The organism is Rhodococcus sp. USK10 (assembly GCF_019378875.1).
GTDB classification, from domain to species: Bacteria; Actinomycetota; Actinomycetes; order Mycobacteriales; family Mycobacteriaceae; genus Rhodococcus_F; species Rhodococcus_F pseudokoreensis.
In genome coordinates this window covers 3,045,055-3,063,542 of the sequence record NZ_CP076048.1, presented here as the reverse complement: position 1 = coordinate 3,063,542, position 18,488 = coordinate 3,045,055, and the positions used below count along the sequence as shown (strand labels likewise).

General features: G+C 64.4%; 16 protein-coding genes. 10 read left to right on the top strand and 6 right to left on the bottom strand.

From position 1 onward, the window contains the following. The first annotated feature begins 2 nt into the window (after nt 1-2). Nucleotides 3-1,088 carry an ABC transporter ATP-binding protein gene (locus I1A62_RS21140; protein WP_219459668.1) on the top strand — a complete coding sequence of 362 codons (1,086 nt, stop codon included), beginning with the start codon at nt 3-5 and terminating at the stop codon, nt 1,086-1,088. Between the two features lie 284 nt (nt 1,089-1,372). Here I1A62_RS21140 and I1A62_RS21135 read toward each other — a convergent pair whose 3' ends face one another. Continuing rightward, entirely contained in the window at nt 1,373-2,827 is a 1,455-nt protein-coding gene (locus tag I1A62_RS21135) for an amidohydrolase (RefSeq protein WP_219459667.1), read from the bottom strand. Nucleotides 2,828-2,950: 123 nt separating this feature from the next. Then, on the bottom strand, nt 2,951-4,417 hold the full coding sequence (locus I1A62_RS21130) for an MFS transporter (RefSeq protein WP_219459666.1): 1,467 nt from the start codon (nt 4,415-4,417) through the stop codon (nt 2,951-2,953). Nucleotides 4,418-4,627: 210 nt separating this feature from the next. Here I1A62_RS21130 and I1A62_RS21125 point away from each other — a divergent pair, with 210 nt between their 5' ends. Next, nucleotides 4,628-5,533 (top strand): Lrp/AsnC family transcriptional regulator, encoded by a 906-nt coding sequence (locus I1A62_RS21125; RefSeq protein ID WP_257890855.1) that lies wholly within the window; start codon nt 4,628-4,630, stop codon nt 5,531-5,533. Between the two features lie 161 nt (nt 5,534-5,694). On the opposite strand, the gene I1A62_RS21120 is transcribed toward I1A62_RS21125, so the two are convergent. Continuing rightward, on the bottom strand, nt 5,695-5,835 hold the full coding sequence (locus I1A62_RS21120) for a hypothetical protein (RefSeq protein WP_192581984.1): 141 nt from the start codon (nt 5,833-5,835) through the stop codon (nt 5,695-5,697). Nucleotides 5,836-6,004: 169 nt separating this feature from the next. On the opposite strand from I1A62_RS21120, the gene I1A62_RS21115 reads away from it, so the two are divergent. The 6 genes from I1A62_RS21115 to I1A62_RS21090 all read left to right on the top strand — a co-directional run bounded on the left by I1A62_RS21115 (nt 6,005) and on the right by I1A62_RS21090 (nt 12,558). Further along, nucleotides 6,005-7,558, top strand: coding sequence for an AMP-binding protein (locus tag I1A62_RS21115; protein WP_219459664.1), 1,554 nt, complete (start codon nt 6,005-6,007; stop codon nt 7,556-7,558). Nucleotides 7,559-7,571: 13 nt separating this feature from the next. Continuing rightward, entirely contained in the window at nt 7,572-7,709 is a 138-nt protein-coding gene (locus I1A62_RS21110) for a hypothetical protein (RefSeq protein WP_219459663.1), read from the top strand. Nucleotides 7,710-8,020: 311 nt separating this feature from the next. Continuing rightward, nucleotides 8,021-8,767, top strand: a complete 747-nt coding sequence (locus I1A62_RS21105) for a FadR/GntR family transcriptional regulator (protein WP_124393400.1) — start codon at nt 8,021-8,023, stop codon at nt 8,765-8,767. Then, on the top strand, nt 8,764-9,519 hold the full coding sequence (locus I1A62_RS21100) for a hypothetical protein (RefSeq protein ID WP_124393399.1): 756 nt from the start codon (nt 8,764-8,766) through the stop codon (nt 9,517-9,519). The genes I1A62_RS21105 and I1A62_RS21100 overlap by 4 nt, the downstream gene beginning before the upstream one ends. 299 nt (nt 9,520-9,818) lie before the next feature. Then, entirely contained in the window at nt 9,819-11,150 is a 1,332-nt protein-coding gene (locus I1A62_RS21095; RefSeq protein ID WP_124393398.1) for an FAD-dependent oxidoreductase, read from the top strand. A gap of 58 nt (nt 11,151-11,208) precedes the next feature. Continuing rightward, nucleotides 11,209-12,558 (top strand): MFS transporter, encoded by a 1,350-nt coding sequence (locus tag I1A62_RS21090; protein WP_124393397.1) that lies wholly within the window; start codon nt 11,209-11,211, stop codon nt 12,556-12,558. A gap of 70 nt (nt 12,559-12,628) precedes the next feature. On the opposite strand, the gene I1A62_RS21085 is transcribed toward I1A62_RS21090, so the two are convergent. Next, nucleotides 12,629-13,720: a CdaR family transcriptional regulator gene (locus I1A62_RS21085; protein ID WP_192581935.1), complete on the bottom strand. Its 1,092-nt coding sequence runs from the start codon at nt 13,718-13,720 to the stop codon at nt 12,629-12,631. Nucleotides 13,721-14,035: 315 nt separating this feature from the next. Between I1A62_RS21085 and I1A62_RS21080 the strand changes: the two genes are divergently transcribed. Next, nucleotides 14,036-15,505: an amino acid permease gene (locus tag I1A62_RS21080; protein WP_124393395.1), complete on the top strand. Its 1,470-nt coding sequence runs from the start codon at nt 14,036-14,038 to the stop codon at nt 15,503-15,505. Between the two features lie 66 nt (nt 15,506-15,571). Here I1A62_RS21080 and I1A62_RS21075 read toward each other — a convergent pair whose 3' ends face one another. Further along, nucleotides 15,572-15,967, bottom strand: a complete 396-nt coding sequence (locus I1A62_RS21075; protein WP_124393394.1) for a WhiB family transcriptional regulator — start codon at nt 15,965-15,967, stop codon at nt 15,572-15,574. A gap of 191 nt (nt 15,968-16,158) precedes the next feature. Between I1A62_RS21075 and I1A62_RS21070 the strand changes: the two genes are divergently transcribed. Further along, the gene (locus tag I1A62_RS21070; RefSeq protein ID WP_192581934.1) at nt 16,159-16,836 is read left to right on the top strand and encodes a GntR family transcriptional regulator; all 678 of its coding nucleotides are present in this window, start codon (nt 16,159-16,161) and stop codon (nt 16,834-16,836) included. Nucleotides 16,837-16,962: 126 nt separating this feature from the next. Here the strand turns inward: I1A62_RS21070 and I1A62_RS21065 are convergent, their stop codons facing one another. Beyond that, the gene (locus I1A62_RS21065) at nt 16,963-18,474 is read right to left on the bottom strand and encodes an aldehyde dehydrogenase family protein (RefSeq protein ID WP_192581933.1); all 1,512 of its coding nucleotides are present in this window, start codon (nt 18,472-18,474) and stop codon (nt 16,963-16,965) included. Nucleotides 18,475-18,488: the final 14 nt, after the last annotated feature.

The window sequence follows — 18,488 nt, the reverse complement described above, 5'->3', positions numbered from 1 at the left end:
TCATGGCTGACATCGCGTACAAGGGCGCATCCTGCATCTACGAGAACGCCGACACGCTGGCGGTCGATACGCTCGACCTCGAGATCGAAGACGGCGAGTTCATCGTCCTCGTCGGGCCGTCCGGTTCCGGCAAGAGCACGGCGCTGCGGATGCTCGCCGGCCTCGAGGACATCGACGAGGGCACCATCACCATCAACGGCAAGGACATGGTGGGGGTGCCGTCGAAGGACCGCGACATCGCGATGGTGTTCCAGAACTACGCCCTCTACCCGAACAAGACGGTGGGCGAGAACATGGGCTTCGCGCTGAAGATGCGCGGCGTCGGCGTCGAGGAACGCAAGAAGAAGGTGGCCGAGGCGGCCAAACTCCTCGACCTCACCGACTACCTGGACCGCAAGCCCGGCAAGCTGTCCGGCGGTCAGCGTCAGCGCGTCGCGATGGGTCGCGCGATCGTGCGCGAACCGCAGGTGTTCTGCATGGACGAGCCGCTGTCCAACCTCGACGCCAAACTGCGCGTCCAGACGCGCACCCAGATCGCGGCACTGCAGCGCCGGCTCGGCACCACCACCGTCTACGTCACCCACGACCAGGTCGAGGCCATGACCATGGGCGACCGGGTGGCCGTCCTCAAGAACGGTAAGCTGCAACAGTTCTCGGCACCCACCGAGCTGTACGACCGGCCCACCAACGCCTTCGTGGCCGGCTTCATCGGTTCCCCCGCGATGAACCTGATGACCATGCCCATCGTCAGCGGCGGTGTGCGGCTAGGAAACTCCACGCTCCCACTCGAACGCGACCAGCTGTCGACCCTGCACGCGGCAGGCCTGGAGACCGTGACGGTCGGCGTGCGCCCCGAGCAGCTCGAACTGTCGACCGGGGACGGCGGCATCGAGGTGATCGTCGACCTCGTCGAGGAACTCGGGAGCGAATCGTACGTCCACACCCACATTGCCGGGGACGGAACCCAACTCGTCGCCCGGTCCCTGACCCGCACCCCCGCCCGGCTCGCCGACACCGTCTCACTGCGCAAGCGGGACGGAGCGGTGCACCTGTTCCACCCGAAGACGGGAGATCGAATCGGGGACTAGGCTTTCCCGGTCAGGCAGGCCGGTGGCCCGCGATCTGCATTCGCTCCAGGCACGTCGGCAGTAGGCGGGCAGACGCTGCGCCATCGGTCTCGGACGGAGACTGCCGCTTGCGGAGGCAGGGATGCCGGCGACCGAACCCGATGAAGGATTTCGAGCCGGTACGTAAGCGGAGCACAAAGGTCGCAGCACCTGCCGCGGCCGGTGGTGTGCATGCAGGAGTATGCACACCACCGCGTGCCTCGTCGGCGGCTTGTATCTGTCTGCTCAGTAGCGGCGACTAGCTGTCAAGTGACTGGATCTGTCGTGATCCTCGCGGCGCGGGCGGGTGGGGCGACGACATCGTCGGGAATTGGGCAGTCATAGGGGGTATCTGCGACCACGGTTTCGAACTCGTGCCGGGCGCTTTTCAACAGCTGCGGATCGGTGTACAAGTCGAGCGCGGTTGCCGCGATTGCCTTCGCTGCGTAGATCATGCCCTTATGGGCAGCAGGCAGTTTGCCTTGCGCAACGGATTGCCACGAGTGAATTGGGGTGCCGATCGCCCAATTGCTACCGGTCAGTTGGACTGTGGGTGTCACCCAACTGACGTCGCCCACATCGGTCGAGCCGTGCACGAGCGGTCGAGCTTCGCGGGTTGGTACCGGTGGCACTCCGGCGAAGAGACTGGAGTCATTGAATCTGCTCATTCCGAGTCGTTTTCGAGTTTCGGCGAGATCTTTCTGTGGGATGGTGAGCGTGAACCTTCTTGCCGATTCCTGGTCCACCTCGTCGAATGACACTCCGCCGAGTTTTTCGACGTTCCGATGGAGCGCAGCTTCGAGCACATCGTTGGGGAGAATTTCCGAGGATCCGCCGTCGAACTCGACCGAGACCTTGGTCCCGGTCATGATTGCAGCACCTTCCGCGACCTGGCATACCCTCTCATAGAGGTCACGCATTTCCGAGACTGTGCGTGCACGAATGACGTAGTAGGCGGCGGCTCTCGGTTGAACGACGTTCGGCGAGTTGCCGCCGCCATCGACTATGGCGTAGTGGATTCTTGAACTGTCGGCCATGTGTTCGCGGAGGAAGTTGACGCCGACGTTGAAAAGTTCGAGTGCGTCGAGAGCGCTGCGTCCGAGTTCGGGTGACACGCCGGCGTGCGCCGCGGTTCCACGGAACCGGAAGTAGGCCTGGCAGTATGCGAGGGAAAGCCATTGTGTCGATGTCATCGCGTTGTTCGGATGCCAGGTCAGTGCAGCGTCGACGTCGTCGAATGCGCCGGATTTGACCATGAACGATTTTCCGGCTGCGGCCTCTTCTGCAGGGCAGCCATAGTATCTGACAGTTCCCGCGATGCTGTTCTCTTCGAGATACCGGGCGATCGCGCTGGCGGCGAGCAGGGAGCCTGCACCTAGTAGGTGGTGTCCGCAGCCTTGACCGTTGCCCGAGAGATTGGCTGGGTCCGGTATGCGCTCGGCTATCCCCGATGCCTGGCTGAGTTCAGCGAGCCCGTCGTATTCGCCGAGCACTGCGATGATCGGATCTCCGTGCCCCTTCTGGGCCATGAAAGCGGTGGGTATCGCGGCAACGTCCCGCGTGATGGTGAACCCTTCTTCCTCGGCAACCGCAATCTGATTCTCGACCGCAGTGAATTCCTGCCATCGCAGTTCGGGCTCATCCCACGCCGCATCGCTGAGTGCTGTGTATCGAGGGGAAATCGAATCGATGATCGTATCGATGGTTGTCAAGTCGTCCATTCGGACTCTCCTTCTCTGTCGGGTTCTCTGTCGGGGTTGGATCCGGTGATGTTCAGCTGCCTCTCTGGAGGCGGTGGAAATCCCGGACGCTGCCAAACTGTGCTGTCACGCGGTACGGAAGGCCTACTTGGTGAGGACGGTTTCCACGGATGGCCGCGAGTTGTCGGTCTGCTTCGCGCGGCGGTCGAGAAACAGCGCGAACGAGGTCGTGAGGACGCAGAGGAGGCCGCATATTCCCCAGATGGTCCGGTATGCCTCAAATGACGTGACTACCTGCTGCGCGTTGTCGATGGTCACGGGGGTGAGCATCGACGACATGACCAGTGCGAAAGCCGCTCCAGCGATCGCCCCCGCGGCGGTGCGGGAACTGTTGTAGATCCCGGATGCGATTCCAATGGAGTCTTCGGGGGCTCGATCGACCACGATGGATGGGACGGTTCCGATCAGGACGCCTGTACCGAGCCCGAGAACGAACAGCCAGGTCGAGAAGAGTACAAGGCTCGACGGGGCGACGACCATGAGCGCGTATGCGGTTGCCGACACTGACGCGCCGAGAATCACTGCCCGTCTCGGTGTGACGAGGCGGGCGATGTGGTCGCTGAGCGTTGAGCCGATGAACGCGCCGAAAGTGTTCAGCGAAAGAGCGAGGCCCGCCATCGCGGCAGTGGCGCCGAGACCGTACCCGTAGGTGTCCGGGTCAGCTCGCAGGAACAGCGCACTGGGAGCTTGTGAGCCGAAGAGTTGGGCTCCGAGTAGCGCAGCAATGATCATCGGTAGTACGAGTCGTCCCTCGGCCATGATACGGAAGTTCACGAGCGGATCGCGGACGTGTCGCTCGACGGCCACCCATATCGCGAGGATGAGACAGCCGACGGTGGCGAGCCCCAGAATGAGTGGATTGGTCCACCCGAACGCGTTGCCGTTGGCGATTCCGCCCAGGAAGGTAAGCAACCCGAGCGACAGCAGGGCTGCTCCGGCCCAGTCGACTCGACGCTGCGTTCTCACTGACGTCTCACGAACGAGCAGGTGCGCAACGGGAACGCAGGCCGCCATCACGATGCCGGGGACGAGAAGTACCAGCATCACGTTGTCGATCCAACTCATCAGCCAGCCCGACAGAAGGCCTCCGATCATCGCGCCACCGGTCAGCGCTCCGATCAGATACGCGATACTGCGTCCGGCCGTCTCGGGCGAGCGGTGCCGAATGATCGTAAATTCGAGCGGTAGGAATGCGATCAACGGCGCCTGCAGCGCCCGGCCGAGTAGCAGCACCGGAAACGATGGTGCGAAGGCAACGAACAAGGACCCCAGGGCAACTGAGGAACAGGCGAAGACAAGCATCTTGCGGTGCCCGTATACGTCACCGAGTTTGGCGACAATGGGGACGCACGTCACTGACGTCAGCAGGAAGATCGCCGACACCCAGTTCAGGCTTGCAGCCGACGTGCCGTGAAGATCGCCGATGTTGGTCAGTAGCGGGGGATACCAGCCTTGCAGCAATCCGCTGCCGAACTCCATGACAATCAGGAACCCGACAACCGCAGATGACCGGGCGCGGATCGGTCCGCCGGAACGCGGTGCAACGCGCATCTAATCCTCCAAGAGCCGCGGTGTTGTGAACACGTTGTATGCTCACACTGGCAAAATTCGGTTAGGTTAACTGTCAGGATTGCCGAGAAGATGGCTTTCAGATATCAGGATTCGGGTCAGAGGGATGCGGATCTCCGATTGATCCATGCACTACAGGTGGAGCCGAGGGCTTCCTGGGCAGATCTGGGGCGCGTTCTTCGGACGGACCCGGTGGCCCTGGCGCGACGGTGGGCGCGGATCGTGGCGGATGGTCACGCCTGGGTGACCGGTGTGCCGAGGCGGTATCCGGTCAGTGCCATTGTGGAAGTCGAGTGCGCACCGGGAAGCGCGGGGGCGGCCGGTGAAGTGCTCGAAGCCGAAGCGGAGGTCCTCACGCTGGACTACACCGCCGGTCGGCGCGACATCATCGCCGCTGTCGGGACATCGGACATGCACGCATTGTCGGCACTGACGCTCGACAGGCTGCACCAGCGTGACGTCATCACCCGGGTGCGTACGCACTTGGTCACCGAGTATCTCTTGCAGGGAGACTCGTGGAGGTTGGACATCCTGACGGATGCGGAAATTCGATCAATCCCCGTAGCCCGTGCACCTCGCGCACGTGCCGCGCGCTCGGTGTCGGACACCCTGGCTCAGATCCTCTTCGAGGAGCTGTACCACGACGGACGGGCCTCTACCGGGCACATCGCTGAAAGAGCAGGCGTCAGTACACAGACCGTCGCCGACGCGATCTCGACGCTGCGCCACTCGGGGCGCCTGATTCTTCGAACCGATGTGGCACGGGTGTATACGGGGTGGCCCGTCAGTGCTTGGTATTTCCTGCAGGTACCTGCGTCCGCAATTCACTTGCTCACACAACGTCTGGGCGAGATGCACGAGGTGCGTCTCGCTGCAGCAATCTCGAGTGAGTACAACCTCGCGATGGCGGTCTGGCTTCGAGATCTTCCGGACGTGAACCGATTCGAGACGTTGTTGGAGAAGGCGATCGGCGGAGCCGCAGTCGTCCGCGATCGTGCAGTCGTGATCCGACCCGGAACCCACCTGGGAAGAAGTCTCGACAATAGCGGCTTCGCGACGAAGATACCGCCGGGACCGCACCGATTTGACAGTATGTAACGTCGAGGCGAATTCAGCTGACTGGTTAGCCGCTCGGCCCTTCGACCACATCCGTCACGTTGATTATCTTGGAACCCAGACGTCGCATCGACTTTGCCGCAATCCGGTTTCGACGACGAGACCACGATCGTCGGCAATAGCTCACTCACGCTGTGGCACAGTCACCGCCAGCTCGACGAGTAGCGGTCGACCCCGAGCAGCCGCGTCACCTGCAGACCGAGAAGCTGCGTCTGCGGCACGGTCAGATCGTGCCGGTAGAGATCGAGACCTGGTCGTCGGGAACCGTCTTCCACGTGATCCACACCGGTGCGAGTGCGACTCGCATCTCGACGCACACCTCGGCACAGGCCAAGATGTAATGACCTCGTGTGAGGAGGACGCATGTAGAAGACGCGAAGTCCACGGCGTGGTCGGCGTGCCCGACTCCCGCGGCAGCGCCCTCACCGAGTCCGAGTCGACGTAGGAGGAGTTGTGTTTGTCCCGTTCAGTGTCAACGATTTTCTCGACCGCGCGGAGACCGTGTACGGGGATCGGATCGGTGTGGTCGACGAACCTGACCAACCCGCCGCGTCCCAGGGGTCGCTGAGCTACGCCGAGATCGCCGACCTGGCCCGCCGCCAAGCCGCCAAGCTCGACGAACTCGGCATCGGCGCCGGTGAGCGGGTCGCGATCGTCAGCCACAACTCGAGCCGGTTGATGACCTCGTTCTTCGGGGTCAGCGGTTCGGGGAGGGTGCTGGTGCCGGTCAATTTCCGGCTGCGCCCCGACGAGGTCCGTTACATCGTCGAGGACTCCGGTGCCCGCGTCCTCTACGTCGATCCCGAACTCGAGGAGGCGCTCGAGGAGGTCGACTGCGAGCACAAGTTCGTCCTCGGGTCGGACACCGACCTGTACGCCGCTCCCGGGGCGGTGTCGCAGCCGTGGGAGCCGGACGAGTCGGCCGTCGCCACCCTCAACTACACCTCCGGGACCACCGCCCGCCCGAAGGGTGTGCAGATCACCCACCGCAACATCTGGGTCAACGCGGTCACGTTCGGGCTGCACGCCGGGATCGGTGACCGGGACGTGTACCTGCACACGCTGCCGATGTTCCATTGCAACGGCTGGGGTCAACCGTTCGCGCTGACCGGCGTCGGCGGCCGGCACATCGTCCTGCGCAAGGTCGACGGCGCCGAGATCCTGAGGCGGGTCCGCGACCACGGGGTCACGGTGCTCTGTGGGGCGCCGGCGGTCGCGTCCGCGGTCCTCGAGGCCGCACAGACCTGGGAGGGCGAGATTCCCGGCCGGGACCGGGTGCGGATCATCATGGCCGCTGCGCCGCCGCCGACGACGACCGTCGTGCGGGTCGAGGAGGAACTTGGTTGGGAGTTCATCCAGATCTACGGTCTCACCGAGACCTCCCCGCTGCTGACCGTCAACCGCGCCCGCGCCGAATGGGACGACCTCGACCCCGAAGCCCGGGCGGCGAAACTGATCCGGGCCGGCGCCCCGGCGCTCGGTGTCCGGCTGCAGATCGAGGAGGGCGAGGAGGGTGCGGGGGAGGTGCTGGCCCGCTCCAACGTGGTGATGGAGGGCTACTGGAACAAACCGGAGGAGACCGAGAAGGCGCTGGCCGGTGGCTGGTTCCACACCGGTGACGGTGGCGCGATCGGCGAGGACGGGTATCTGACCATCGCCGACCGGAAGAAGGACGTGATCATCACCGGCGGTGAGAACGTGTCTTCGATCGAGGTCGAGGACTGCCTGTTTTCCCACCCGGCCGTGTCCGAGGTGGCCGTGATCGCGGTGCCGAGCGAGAAGTGGGGAGAGACGATCAAGGCCCTGGTGGTCCTGACCCCGGGCACACCGTCCGACAGCGGCACGGAGGCGGAGTTGATCGGCTGGTGCAAGCAGCATCTGGCCGGGTTCAAGGCACCGACCTCGGTGGAGTTCCGAGATGAGTTGGCCCGCACCGCGACCGGGAAGCTGCAGAAGTTCAAACTGCGCTCCCCGTACTGGGACGGACACGGACGTCAGGTCAACTGACATCGAGTTTGCAGTGTGGGACGTACCGGCCGTGCAGGTCGATACGTCCCACGACCGTCTCGCCGAGGCCCAGCACTTCCGCACCAACGGGCCCTGCAACTCGATCGCACCGCGCGACAACGGCCAGTACCACCGGCTGCCTCGCTTCTGAGCGCACCAGCCACGACCTCGTCAGACTGTGCCGATGTCCAATACGCCCCTGCCTAGGACGGCAGCCGGGCTGCGCGGAATACCCCGTGTAAATCACTGCCCTCGATTCTCGCTCAGCCGCACAGCCGAATCGACTTCCTGTGCAGCTGGGCGTCCCATTGGGTGGGGCGAGCCCGGTCGAAAACCGGGCAGCAGGTACGGTGAGAGAAGATAAAGTATAGTTATGATGTTTAAGCGTGGGGTGGAGCCTCGGCGGACGCACCCTCCGGCTTTGTCAGACTCTCATCCGTCCTGAAGTGCGTTGGCGGGGATATGAATTCTGTGGAGAAAGACGTCTTCTCTGTCGATCTCGGTCGAGTGCGGGACGACTCCGTCTCGAAGTTGGTCGACGGCGTCGTGCATCAACTGGAGATGACGATCGCGGTCGGCCTGCTGGCCGGCGGGGAACGGCTACCCACCGAGGCCGAGCTGGCCGGCAAGCTTCAGGTCTCGACGGTCACATTGCGGCAGGCTCTGACCGTACTGAGGGACCGCGGTCTGATCGAAACCCGGCGAGGCCGGGGCGGCGGGAGCTACGTCCGCGACTTCGGCACCGCCGACCGCGAACGGGCGGACGCACAACTTCGGACGACGAGTGCAGAGAAGTTGCGGGACCTCGGGGACTTAGTGGGGGCACTGACCGGCGCGGCTACCCGCCTTGCGGCCCTGCGCGCGTTGCCCGAGGACGTCGATCGACTCGAGGATCTCGCGCGGAACTTTGCCGAGGCCACTCGTGCGGACGTTCGACGCCGCGCGGACAGCCGCTTCCACATCGAACTCGGTGCCGCCGCGCAGTCGTCGCATCTGACGACGTTGATCGTCCAGGCGCAGGCGCAGGTGGCCCCGTTGCTGTGGGACACCGATGCGCTGGATCCGCACGATGCGATCCGTGAGCACGCGTTGATCGTGGAGGCCATCCGCGACCGTGATCCCGACGCGGCGCACCGCCATGCGCTGGAGCATTGTGCGCGCGAAACCCGCGTTCTGGTCGATCGGCACCTCGCGTTGGCGGCGACGTGAAGAACGAGGACGGCGGCCGGCCCGCGCAGCTTGCGGATCTGGATCGGCTGACCGCAGAGATCACCGACTATCTGCGCGTGACGATGGACAGCCTCACGCGTGTGCGCTCCGACATGCGCGAGTTGCTCGACGCCGTCGAGCGGGACGGGCGTCGACCCGCCCGCTCCGATCTCAGCGGAATCCGAGAGAGTCTGCAGGGGTGTCTGCGGAACCCCGAGTACGCGGTGGATCGCATCGGCGTGGCCACCGCCGTGGACTATCTGACGGACAGCCCGTACTGGATGGAGTGGTGGGGTTACGACGCCCACGGTGACCTCGAGTTCATCGGCCACAGCGTCAACCCCGGACAGGTCTCCTTCTACGACTACTCCAACCGGGGCTGGTTCTCCATACCCCAGACCTGCGGCACTCCGGCCGTCATCGGACCGTACGTCGACTTCGGCGGTATCGACTCCTACAGCTACACCGTCACGATCTCGGTACCGGTGGTCACTGCGGGGGGTTTCGCCGGCGTCGCGGGTGCCGATGTTCTGGCGCATCGGTTCGAGCGCTTCCTGTTCACGGGGGACCGGGACCGAAGTCCTGTCGTTCTGGTGAACGCGGACCTGCGCGTCATCGCCTCCACGACGTCCGGATACCTGCCCGGCGACCTTCTGCAACCGGGCGAGGTCGCGTCGTGGGCCAGGTCGGAACTGGCCGCGGACCTCTTCCCGAACGGCAGAAGCTGGCAGTTGGTCTCACCTCTGGCCTGATCCAGGCCACCGGTAGTCCTTGACCTGGCACTTCACGCTAGAAATTTAAAAAGTGAAAATATCTTCTATTGCTTATAGACTCTCCTTGTGCCACGATGATGTGGCGGGCGTCACAACTCCTGCGGCGCGCGGGACTACCGCCGGCGGTAGGAGCGAGCTAGGACAATCGCCAAAAACGTTGTGACGCATGCAGCTTTGTGGAAATCCGCCGCCGTTGTCGGGTCCCGCAACTTAGAGGTCGATCACTTCGGCCTTCGCTGCAGCCGTCAACTTCACTACTTCGGTTTCAGGAGACATGCATGTACGACGTGATCGTCGTTGGTGGCGGTACAGCGGGAGTGGCCACGGCCTACTTCCTTCGAGACCTGAAATTGGATATCTGTGTGCTCGAGGCGACCGGTGAAGTGGGAGGTAGGTCGAACACGGTCGATCTCGCGGGGGCGAGTGCGAACTCCGGTGCACTGTTCATCTACCGGAACACCCGGACCGAAGAACTTGCCACCGAACTCGCGCTCGACGTCGTGCCGTTCGAACCCACGACGTACGGAATCCACGTCAACGGCAAGACGATCGTCGCCGAGACCAACGAAGACCTCGTCGCGCGTCTCGACCTGGCCGACTCCGAAAAGGCGGAGCTGAGCGAATTCATCGACAGTGCCCTGCTCGAATACCACGAGCACACGAGCAACGGCGTGCTGGACCAGGACGACCAGGGGCTGGCCACCGAAACGCTCGCCGAACGGCTGAGCCGACTGCAGCCCGGCGTGCGTCAGATCATCGACGCCGCCCTGCGCGGCGGGGCGGTCGGAGACCCGGCCAAGCTGTCGGCGAAGTACGCCCTCCGATACTTCGCGAGCTACCTCGCGCGAGAGAAGCGCAACCGATCCTTCGCGCTCGGCGGTATGCAGGCCATCCCCAGGGCGATGCACGGCCACCTGCCTGCGGACACCGTTCGGTTCGACACCGTGGTCACCGGTGTCGCTATCAAGGACGAGGTGGACGCCTACGAGGTCAGCTTCATCGGACCGGAGGGAGTGGGAACGCTCCTGACCCGTCATGTCGTGTCGACACTGCCCGCCCCTCTGGTGCCCAACGTCTTCGGTGATCTACCGACATGGAAGACCGACGCGCTCAACAGCTTCGACACTCCCGGCAGCACCACGCTCAATATCGTCGCCGACATCGACGGCCTGTCCGGCATCGAGGACTGGGCGTTCATCGTGACCGCCGGAATGCCGTTCGACGCGATCATCAATCCGACTCCGGGCCGGGTAGGACCCAACTGGGATGCGGGCAGAGTGCAATTCACGTGCTACGGAAACTCCACCGGGTTCCAGCCGGCGTTCGCCGAAGACGAGGCCCGCGTCGCTGACTGGGTGGAAAGCTTCCTGACCGTTGCGCCGCAGCTCAGGGGAAGGATCACAGGCGTTCACGCACGCACGTGGGAACACTGCTTTGCGCTACTCGGTCCCGATCGCGCCGCGAATCTGGCCGAACTCCAGCGATCGGTGGGCTCGATCCACTTTGCCGGGGACTACACGTCCGAGACCGCGGGGACCCACGGGGCGTACACGGAAGCAGAACGTGTCGCTTCCCTGATCCGGGCCTCCGTTGCTTCCTCGAACAACTGACCGACACTGGCCGGCCCGACACCGACTTCAGAACACCATCACTGACGAGGAGCTCGTTATGACGACGATCAACCCCTTGGACGATGCGCCACTGTCCAGATTCCACAAGAAGCTAGCGCTGTTCTCCTCCGGCGGACCGTTTCTCGACGGCTACGTCTTGTCGATCATCGGTGTCGCGATGGTGCAGTTCGCGGACCAGTGGAGCCTGTCGTCCGTCGAACAGGGCCTGGTCGGTGCCTCGTCGCTGATCGGAATCCTGCTGGGCGCCTACGCCGGTGGATGGCTGACCGACAAATTCGGACGTGAGATTCTGTTCACGATCGACCTGGTCGCCATCATCGTGTTCTCCGTGGCTCAATTCTTCGTCCAAGACGTCGTGTGGCTGATCATTCTGCGCCTGCTGATCGGTATGGCCGTAGGTGCGGACTATCCGATCGCCACTTCCCTGCTGACCGAGTTCACGCCGCGCAAGTACCGGGGTCCGTTCCTCGGCGCATTCGTCGCGATGTGGTTCGTCGGCGCCGCAGCCGCTTACGTCGTGGGAGAATTCCTAGCACGAACCGGACACGAAGACGCGTGGCGTTGGATGCTGGCCAGTGCCGCGGTGCCTGCGACCCTGATCGTCCTCGCCCGGGTCGGAACACCCGAGTCACCCCGCTGGCTTGCCAACAAGGGGAAGATCGACGAAGCCAACGAAGTGATGCGGAAGGTCTACGGACCTACCGTCAGCATCGCAGACCTCCCGAGGGAAGACGGCACCGTCAGCGTCAAGGATCTCCTGCGATCCGGATACGGAAAGCGGATGGCCTTCATCACGCTGTTCTGGACCTGCTCGATCGTACCGCTGTTCGCCGTCTACGCGTTCGCACCCGCCATCCTCGGGGCACTGAAGCTCGAAGGCGATGCCGCACACTTCGGATCGGCAGTTATCACGATCCTGTTCCTCGTCGGATGTGTCGTCGCGCTGCTTCTGGTCAACCGGATGGGCCGGCGACCCCTGCTGATCCACAGCTTCCTCTGGTCCGGACTCGCTCTCCTGATCCTCGGACTGTTCCCCGAAGCGCCGAGCGGGATCATCATGGCGTTGTTCGCGATCTACGCGGTGGTCATCGGCGGCAGTCAGATCCTGCAGTGGGTCTACCCGAACGAGCTGTTTCCCACCGAGATTCGCGGTTCCGCCGTGGGCATGGCCTCCTCGCTCAGCCGCATCGGCGCCGCAGTCGGCACGTTCCTGGTGCCGCTGTCGCTCAGCGGTATCGGCATCGGCCCCACGATGCTCATCGCGGCCGCCATCACCCTCCTCGGCGCTGTTCTGTCGCAGATCATGGCACCCGAGACCCGCGGAATGGCACTGACGGAAAGCGCCGCACTGAGCACCACCACGCGCACGACGCTGCCCACGGCCTGACTCCCGGCCGGCAGCACGAACGTAGTTCGCAAGTACCCGGGCGCTCGCCGAGCGTCCGGGTACCTTGCGGCTATGAGGGATTCACCGTTCCCGGAGCCCCGACCAGCCTTCCCAGCGAGAGGCCGACGTGCAACTCCAAGCGGTCCTGGCCGATCGACAGATCCAGCGTTGTGAGTTCCTGAATTCGACGTAGCCGGTAGTAGAGGGTCTGCCGATGAATGCTCAGAGCATCGGTCGACGCGGCAATGTCGCCACCCTTGTCGAAGAAGGTCTCGGCGGTGACGAGAAGGTCTCGGTTCCGGTGCTCGAACAGCGCCCTGACGGCCGGGGTGATGACCGCTTCTGCGATGAGCTCCGCGGATGCTACTGCGGCCAGCCGATACACGCCGAGTTGATCCCAGTACGCCACCGGGCCCTTGGAGGGCTCGAGTGCGATGACGTCGAGGCACAGTCGCGCCTGCCGCCAGCTCCTCCCGGCATCGCGAAGATCCGAGTAGGTTCCCCCGACTCCGACGACGTTTCCCCCTGCGGAGTAGCTCTCGACAGCTGAGCGAAGTGTGGCGGAGGATGAATCCCGTTGCGCTACAAAGACGGCTGTGATCGGCCCCATCGGCACCGCCGTGATGCCTGACCGTCGATCGATCGAGGAGTGGTCCGTTGCGAGCATCGTGAATTCGGAGTCGTACACGCTCTCCGACGCCCGGAGGTGCTCGGCCGCAGCCGAAGACCTGCCCGGATCGCCTTCCAGCAGGTCCGCAAACACCCCTGCCGCGTGCCCGTTTCCCGATGCGTCGGCGGCGAGTAGCGCGCCCGCCTGAGCCGCGAGCGGCATCACTTCTTCGAGTTCACGGTCGGAGATCGATGCGTCGTCGTCCGGCAGGACGAACAAGAACCCGTACGTCTTTCCTCCGTGCCGGACGGGGAGGCAGATTCGTGCCTTCGAACCGGTATTCCTGTTCGCCGGTGTGCGAACCGGCCGCGTGGCGTAGGCGATTCCGCAATCGACGATCCACGTGCGGGTGTCCGCGTCGGTCGCTTGCCTGACGACCGACTGTGCGTGATCTTCGGACACTTCGATCGACCGGGCACTGTAGGCGATCATCTCGAAGTCGCTGCCGAGCAGCACCACGGACGCTCCCAGGTGCCGGCGCGTGCGTGCCATGAAATCGTCGACGCTAGCAACGGCAACAGCCCGGCCGATCTGATTCATGACTAATATATTAACATGCGGTCAGTCTAGCGATCATCCATATGTCTGACGTACACCTGTCTACTTCTGGCATCTGTCGATAGGCGTGGAGCGCCTCCGGGGTGTTATATGGATCACATCCAGATACGGGACTTGATCATCACGTCGGCGGGTGTGCCACTACCGCCGAGTGTGATCGAAGTCGCTGGGCGAGTAGAAGTCTCGCTCGGCGGATGCGGGCAGACCTCCCCGCGTCCACGTGTGTCGAATCGATCGTGAGAGCTGCCGATGTCTGATTTGGATAAGAATCCGTCACCCGCACTGCAGAAGAGCCTCAAGCAACGTCACTTGACGATGATTGCGATCGGCGGCGTCATCGGCGCCGGACTGTTCGTCGGCTCCAGTGCACTGCTGAACTCCTCGGGCCCCGCCGCAATCTTCTCCTACGCGATCACCGGTCTCGTCGTCATTCTCGTCATGCGCATGCTCGGCGAAATGGCCGTGGCAGACCCGTCGACGGGGTCCTTTGCCGGATACGCGCGTAAGGCGTTCGGAAACCGCGCGGGATTCACCACCGGGTGGCTGTACTGGTTCTTCTGGGTGGTCGTCGCCGGGGCCGAGGCCGTGATCGGCGGCAAACTCCTACAGCGGTGGGTAGATCTTCCCTCTTGGCCCATGGCGGCGGCGTTGCTGCTCGCCATGGTCGCCACCAACCTGCGGTCGGTGCGCAATTTCGGTGAGTTCGAGTACTGGTTCGCCGGCATCAAGGTCGCCGCGATCATCGCGTTCCTCGCAATCGGGGCGTGCTTCGTGGTGGGCCTGTGGCCCGGGCACAGCGCCGACGTCTCCAACCTGACCGATCACGGGGGATTCGCACCGAACGGATGGACCGTCGTTCTCTCCGGTGTCGTCGTCGCAGTCTTCTCCATGGTCGGCCCCGAGATCGCCACGATCGCAGCGGCAGAGTCCGAAGAACCCGAGAAGTCGGTTGCCAAGGCCGCGAACTCCGTGATCGGCCGTGTCGGAGTGTTCTATCTCGGCTCCGTCCTACTCCTGGCGATCATCGTCCCCTGGACCTCCATCAAGGTCGGCCAGTCGCCGTTCGTCGATGCGTTGAACGTCATGGGAATCCCGGGCGGCCCGGACATCATGAACGCGGTGGTCCTGGTTGCGGTGCTGTCCTGCCTGAATTCGAGTCTGTACACCGCCTCGCGCATGATGTTCGTGCTGGCCAATCAGGGCGACGCACCCCGTTCGGTCGCTCGGGTGGACAAGAACGGAGTGCCCCGCGGGGCGCTGCTGGCCGCGCTGTGCGTCGGGCTGGGCTGTGTTGCGCTCGACTACTTCTCGCCGACGACGGCGTTCGCGTTCATCGTCAACGCGTCGGGCGCCACGATCCTGATGGTCTACTTGATGATCGCGCTCTCCCAGATCAAGCTCCGGTCGATGCTCGGCCGGGAGAAGGCCCGCGAACTCCGCTTCAAGATGTGGCTCTTCCCGTACCTCTCGATCCTCGGGGTCGTCGGTATCCTCGCGGTCTTGATCTCGATGTTCTTCGTCGAATCCACGCGATCGCAGATCTCCCTCAGCCTGGGTGCCCTCGCCGTCACCCTGATCGCATACCAGGCTCGGCTCAAGTTCGGCCCCGGGCGCACGTCGACCGGTTCCGTCGAAGGCCGAAACATCGACGAGGCACGAGACTTCGACACCGAGGCCTCGTACGCGGTGCCGGCAGACGCGGCACCGAGCGACCGGTAGTCGCATGAGTTTCTCTGGGCCGGAGCGCGCTGCTCCGGCCCAGAGGCGTGCGCTACGTGGCTCCGCCTAGTCTGCTGAGTCCCCGGGACGCTCTTGTCGTCCGGGCTTGGGATGGCGGGAAGAAACGGTCAGACGTCGTGCGGCGCTTCCGCTTGCGGTGCTCGTTCCGGGCTGCCGGTGCGGCTTGCGGCCGGTCGAGAATCGACGATCGGACTCGGTGGCGCCGCCCCAGATTCCGTACGGCTCACGAACTGTCTGGGCGTACGTGTGGCACTCGGTCACGACCGGGCAGGAGTGACAGATCTGGGTGACGAACTCTTCGCGATAGCGCCGCGCCTGCCGTGTCTCGCCTTCGGGGGAGAAGAACAGGTCGGTGTCCATGTTGCGGCAGCGGGCATGCAACTGCCAGTCCCACATCTCGGTCGAGGGGGCGTACGGGTGCGCTGTCAGAGACGCGCTCATGACTTCTCCGCTTCTATCCGGTCTTTCACGCTATCGATGACCGTAGTCGGGATCACACCCACCGTCAATTGATTAGATCTGTGATCACAAGTAAGATGGGGTGGGTGTAACCGTCGGTGACCTCTCTCCGGCGATCTCGCCACAACTCGGAGGTCCTCATGGGCAGGCCGAACACTCTCGTTCTACGGGAGATGAAAACGACTCCACCGCAGGTTTCTTCGCCGAACCTGCTTGCGGACCGGGTATACGAGACCCTGCGCGGGCACATCGCGCAGGGCCACTGGGCGCCGGGGACGCAACTGCGGATCCGGGAGGTCGCCGCCCTGGTGGGCACGAGCGTGATGCCGGTCCGGGAGGCGTTCCGGCGGCTCGAGCAGGCGGGTCTGATCCTCACGGAGCCCTACCGGGGAGCGTCGGTGCGGGAGTTGAGCATCGACGAACTCGAATACGTGTACGACGTACGCATCATGCTCGAACCCGATGCCGCGCGTCGGGGCGCCCTCCTGGCCGACGACGCGGCCGTCGAGACGATGAGACAGCACTGGCGGCTGCTGGAGAAGGCGGCCGCGGACGGCGACATCGCGGGAGCCGTCGCTCAGGACGAACTACTGCTGTCGGCGTTGTTCTCCGCCGGCAACAACCCGGTACTCACCGGACTGATCCAGGGCATGTGGGATACCTGCCGTCCCTACAAGAACCTCTGGGTGCGCGATGCCGTCGGGCACGGACTGTCCCGGTGGAGCTATCTCGCCGACCTCGTCGCTGCAGTCGAAACCCGCGACGGCGACAGCGCATTCCGCATTCTCGAACACGTGTGCCGCACTTCTCGCTCCACCGTGCGGGGAATTCTGGATCCGCTGTCCGCCTGAGTTTCCGGGCACATCGCCGGATCACCAATAGATTTCACCGATGGAACCCGGTTCCGGAAAGAGCGTGCCGCCCACACGGATGACCGTGTGGGCGGCAGGGCAGGTCGGTTCGTGGCGCCGATCGAATCAGCGACTGTGGTTGTGCATGACGTGCTTGGTGCGGGAGTAGTCGTCGAGGGCGTAGATCGACAGGTCGCGGCCGTAACCGGAACCCTTGAATCCACCCCACGGGACCTCGTTGGCCAGCACCAGGTGTGAATTGACCCAGACCGTACCGGAATCCAGCCGCGCAGCGATGTCGTGGCTGCGGCGCGCGTTCTCCGTCCAGACCGAAGCAGACAGGCCGACGGGGACGTCGTTGGCGCGGCGCACGGCCTCGTCCTCGTCGGTGAACGTCTCGACGGTGACGACGGGTCCGAAGATCTCCTCACGGGAGCACTCGGCGCCGTCCGGGACGTCGACGAGCACCGTCGGTGCCACGAAGTAGCCGGTCCCGGCCAGCGCCGTTCCGCCGATGGCGACCCGGATGCCCTGCTGGGCGGCGCGATCGAGGTATCCGACGACCCGATCGAAATGGGCCTTGGAGACCAGCGGCCCGATCTCGATGTCGTCCCCGGAGCCGGGTTCGCCGACAGCGAGTTCACGGACCTGGGCGACGAAGAGTTCGACGAACTTGTCGGCGACCGACTCGTGGACCAGGACGCGGCACGCCGCGCCGCACTCCTGCCCGGAGTTCCAGAAGCTCGCGACTCGCAGCGACTCCGCTGCCTCCTCGAGATTGGCGTCGGCGAAAATCACGACCGGCGCCTTGCCACCGAGTTCGAGGTGGACCCGCTTGAGAGTCTCGGCGGCACCGCGGGCGACGGCGCGGCCACTGCCCACCGACCCGGTGAGGGCGATCATGTCCACGTCCGGGTGCTCGGCGAGCCGGGCGCCGACGACCGAGCCGCGGCCGGTGACCACGTTCAGCACTCCGGCGGGCAGCAGGTCGGCGACGAGTTCGGCGAACTTCAGGGTCGTCAGCGGGGTCTGCTCCGACGGCTTGATCACGAGGGTGTTGCCGGCGGCGAGGATGGGCGCGATCTTCCATGCCGCCATCAGCAGGGGGTAGTTCCACGGGGTGACCACCCCGACCACTCCGAGGGGTTCGCGCAGGATCACCGACAGGTGGTTCTCGACGTAATCCCCGGCCGCCATGGACGTGGTCGCGCGCAGCGCGCCGGCCATGAAGCGGAAGGTGTCGATGGTGCCGTCGACGTCGTCACGGGAGACGGCCAGGGGCTTTCCGGCGTTCACCGATTCGAGTCGGGCGAGCAGGTCGGCGTTCGCGGCGAGCCGGTCGGCGATTCGGTGCAGAATCTCCGACCGCTCCTTGGGGACCACGCGTGCCCAGGCTTCCGCGGCCGCTGCGGCGGCGCTCACCGCGCGGTCGACATCCTCGGTGGTGCCCTGCGGGATCTGCGCGATGACGTTCTCCGAGCTGGGGTCGATCACATCGAACACGTCGCCGGGAGCAGCTTGGTCGAACACACCGTCGACGAAGTGCGAGGTCGGGGGAAGATCGGCCGCCGTGATCAGCGGCGCCGAGCCGGATGCACGGCGTACCGTCACGTCCTCGACGGGAGTAGAGATGGACATCAGAGGTACCTCCA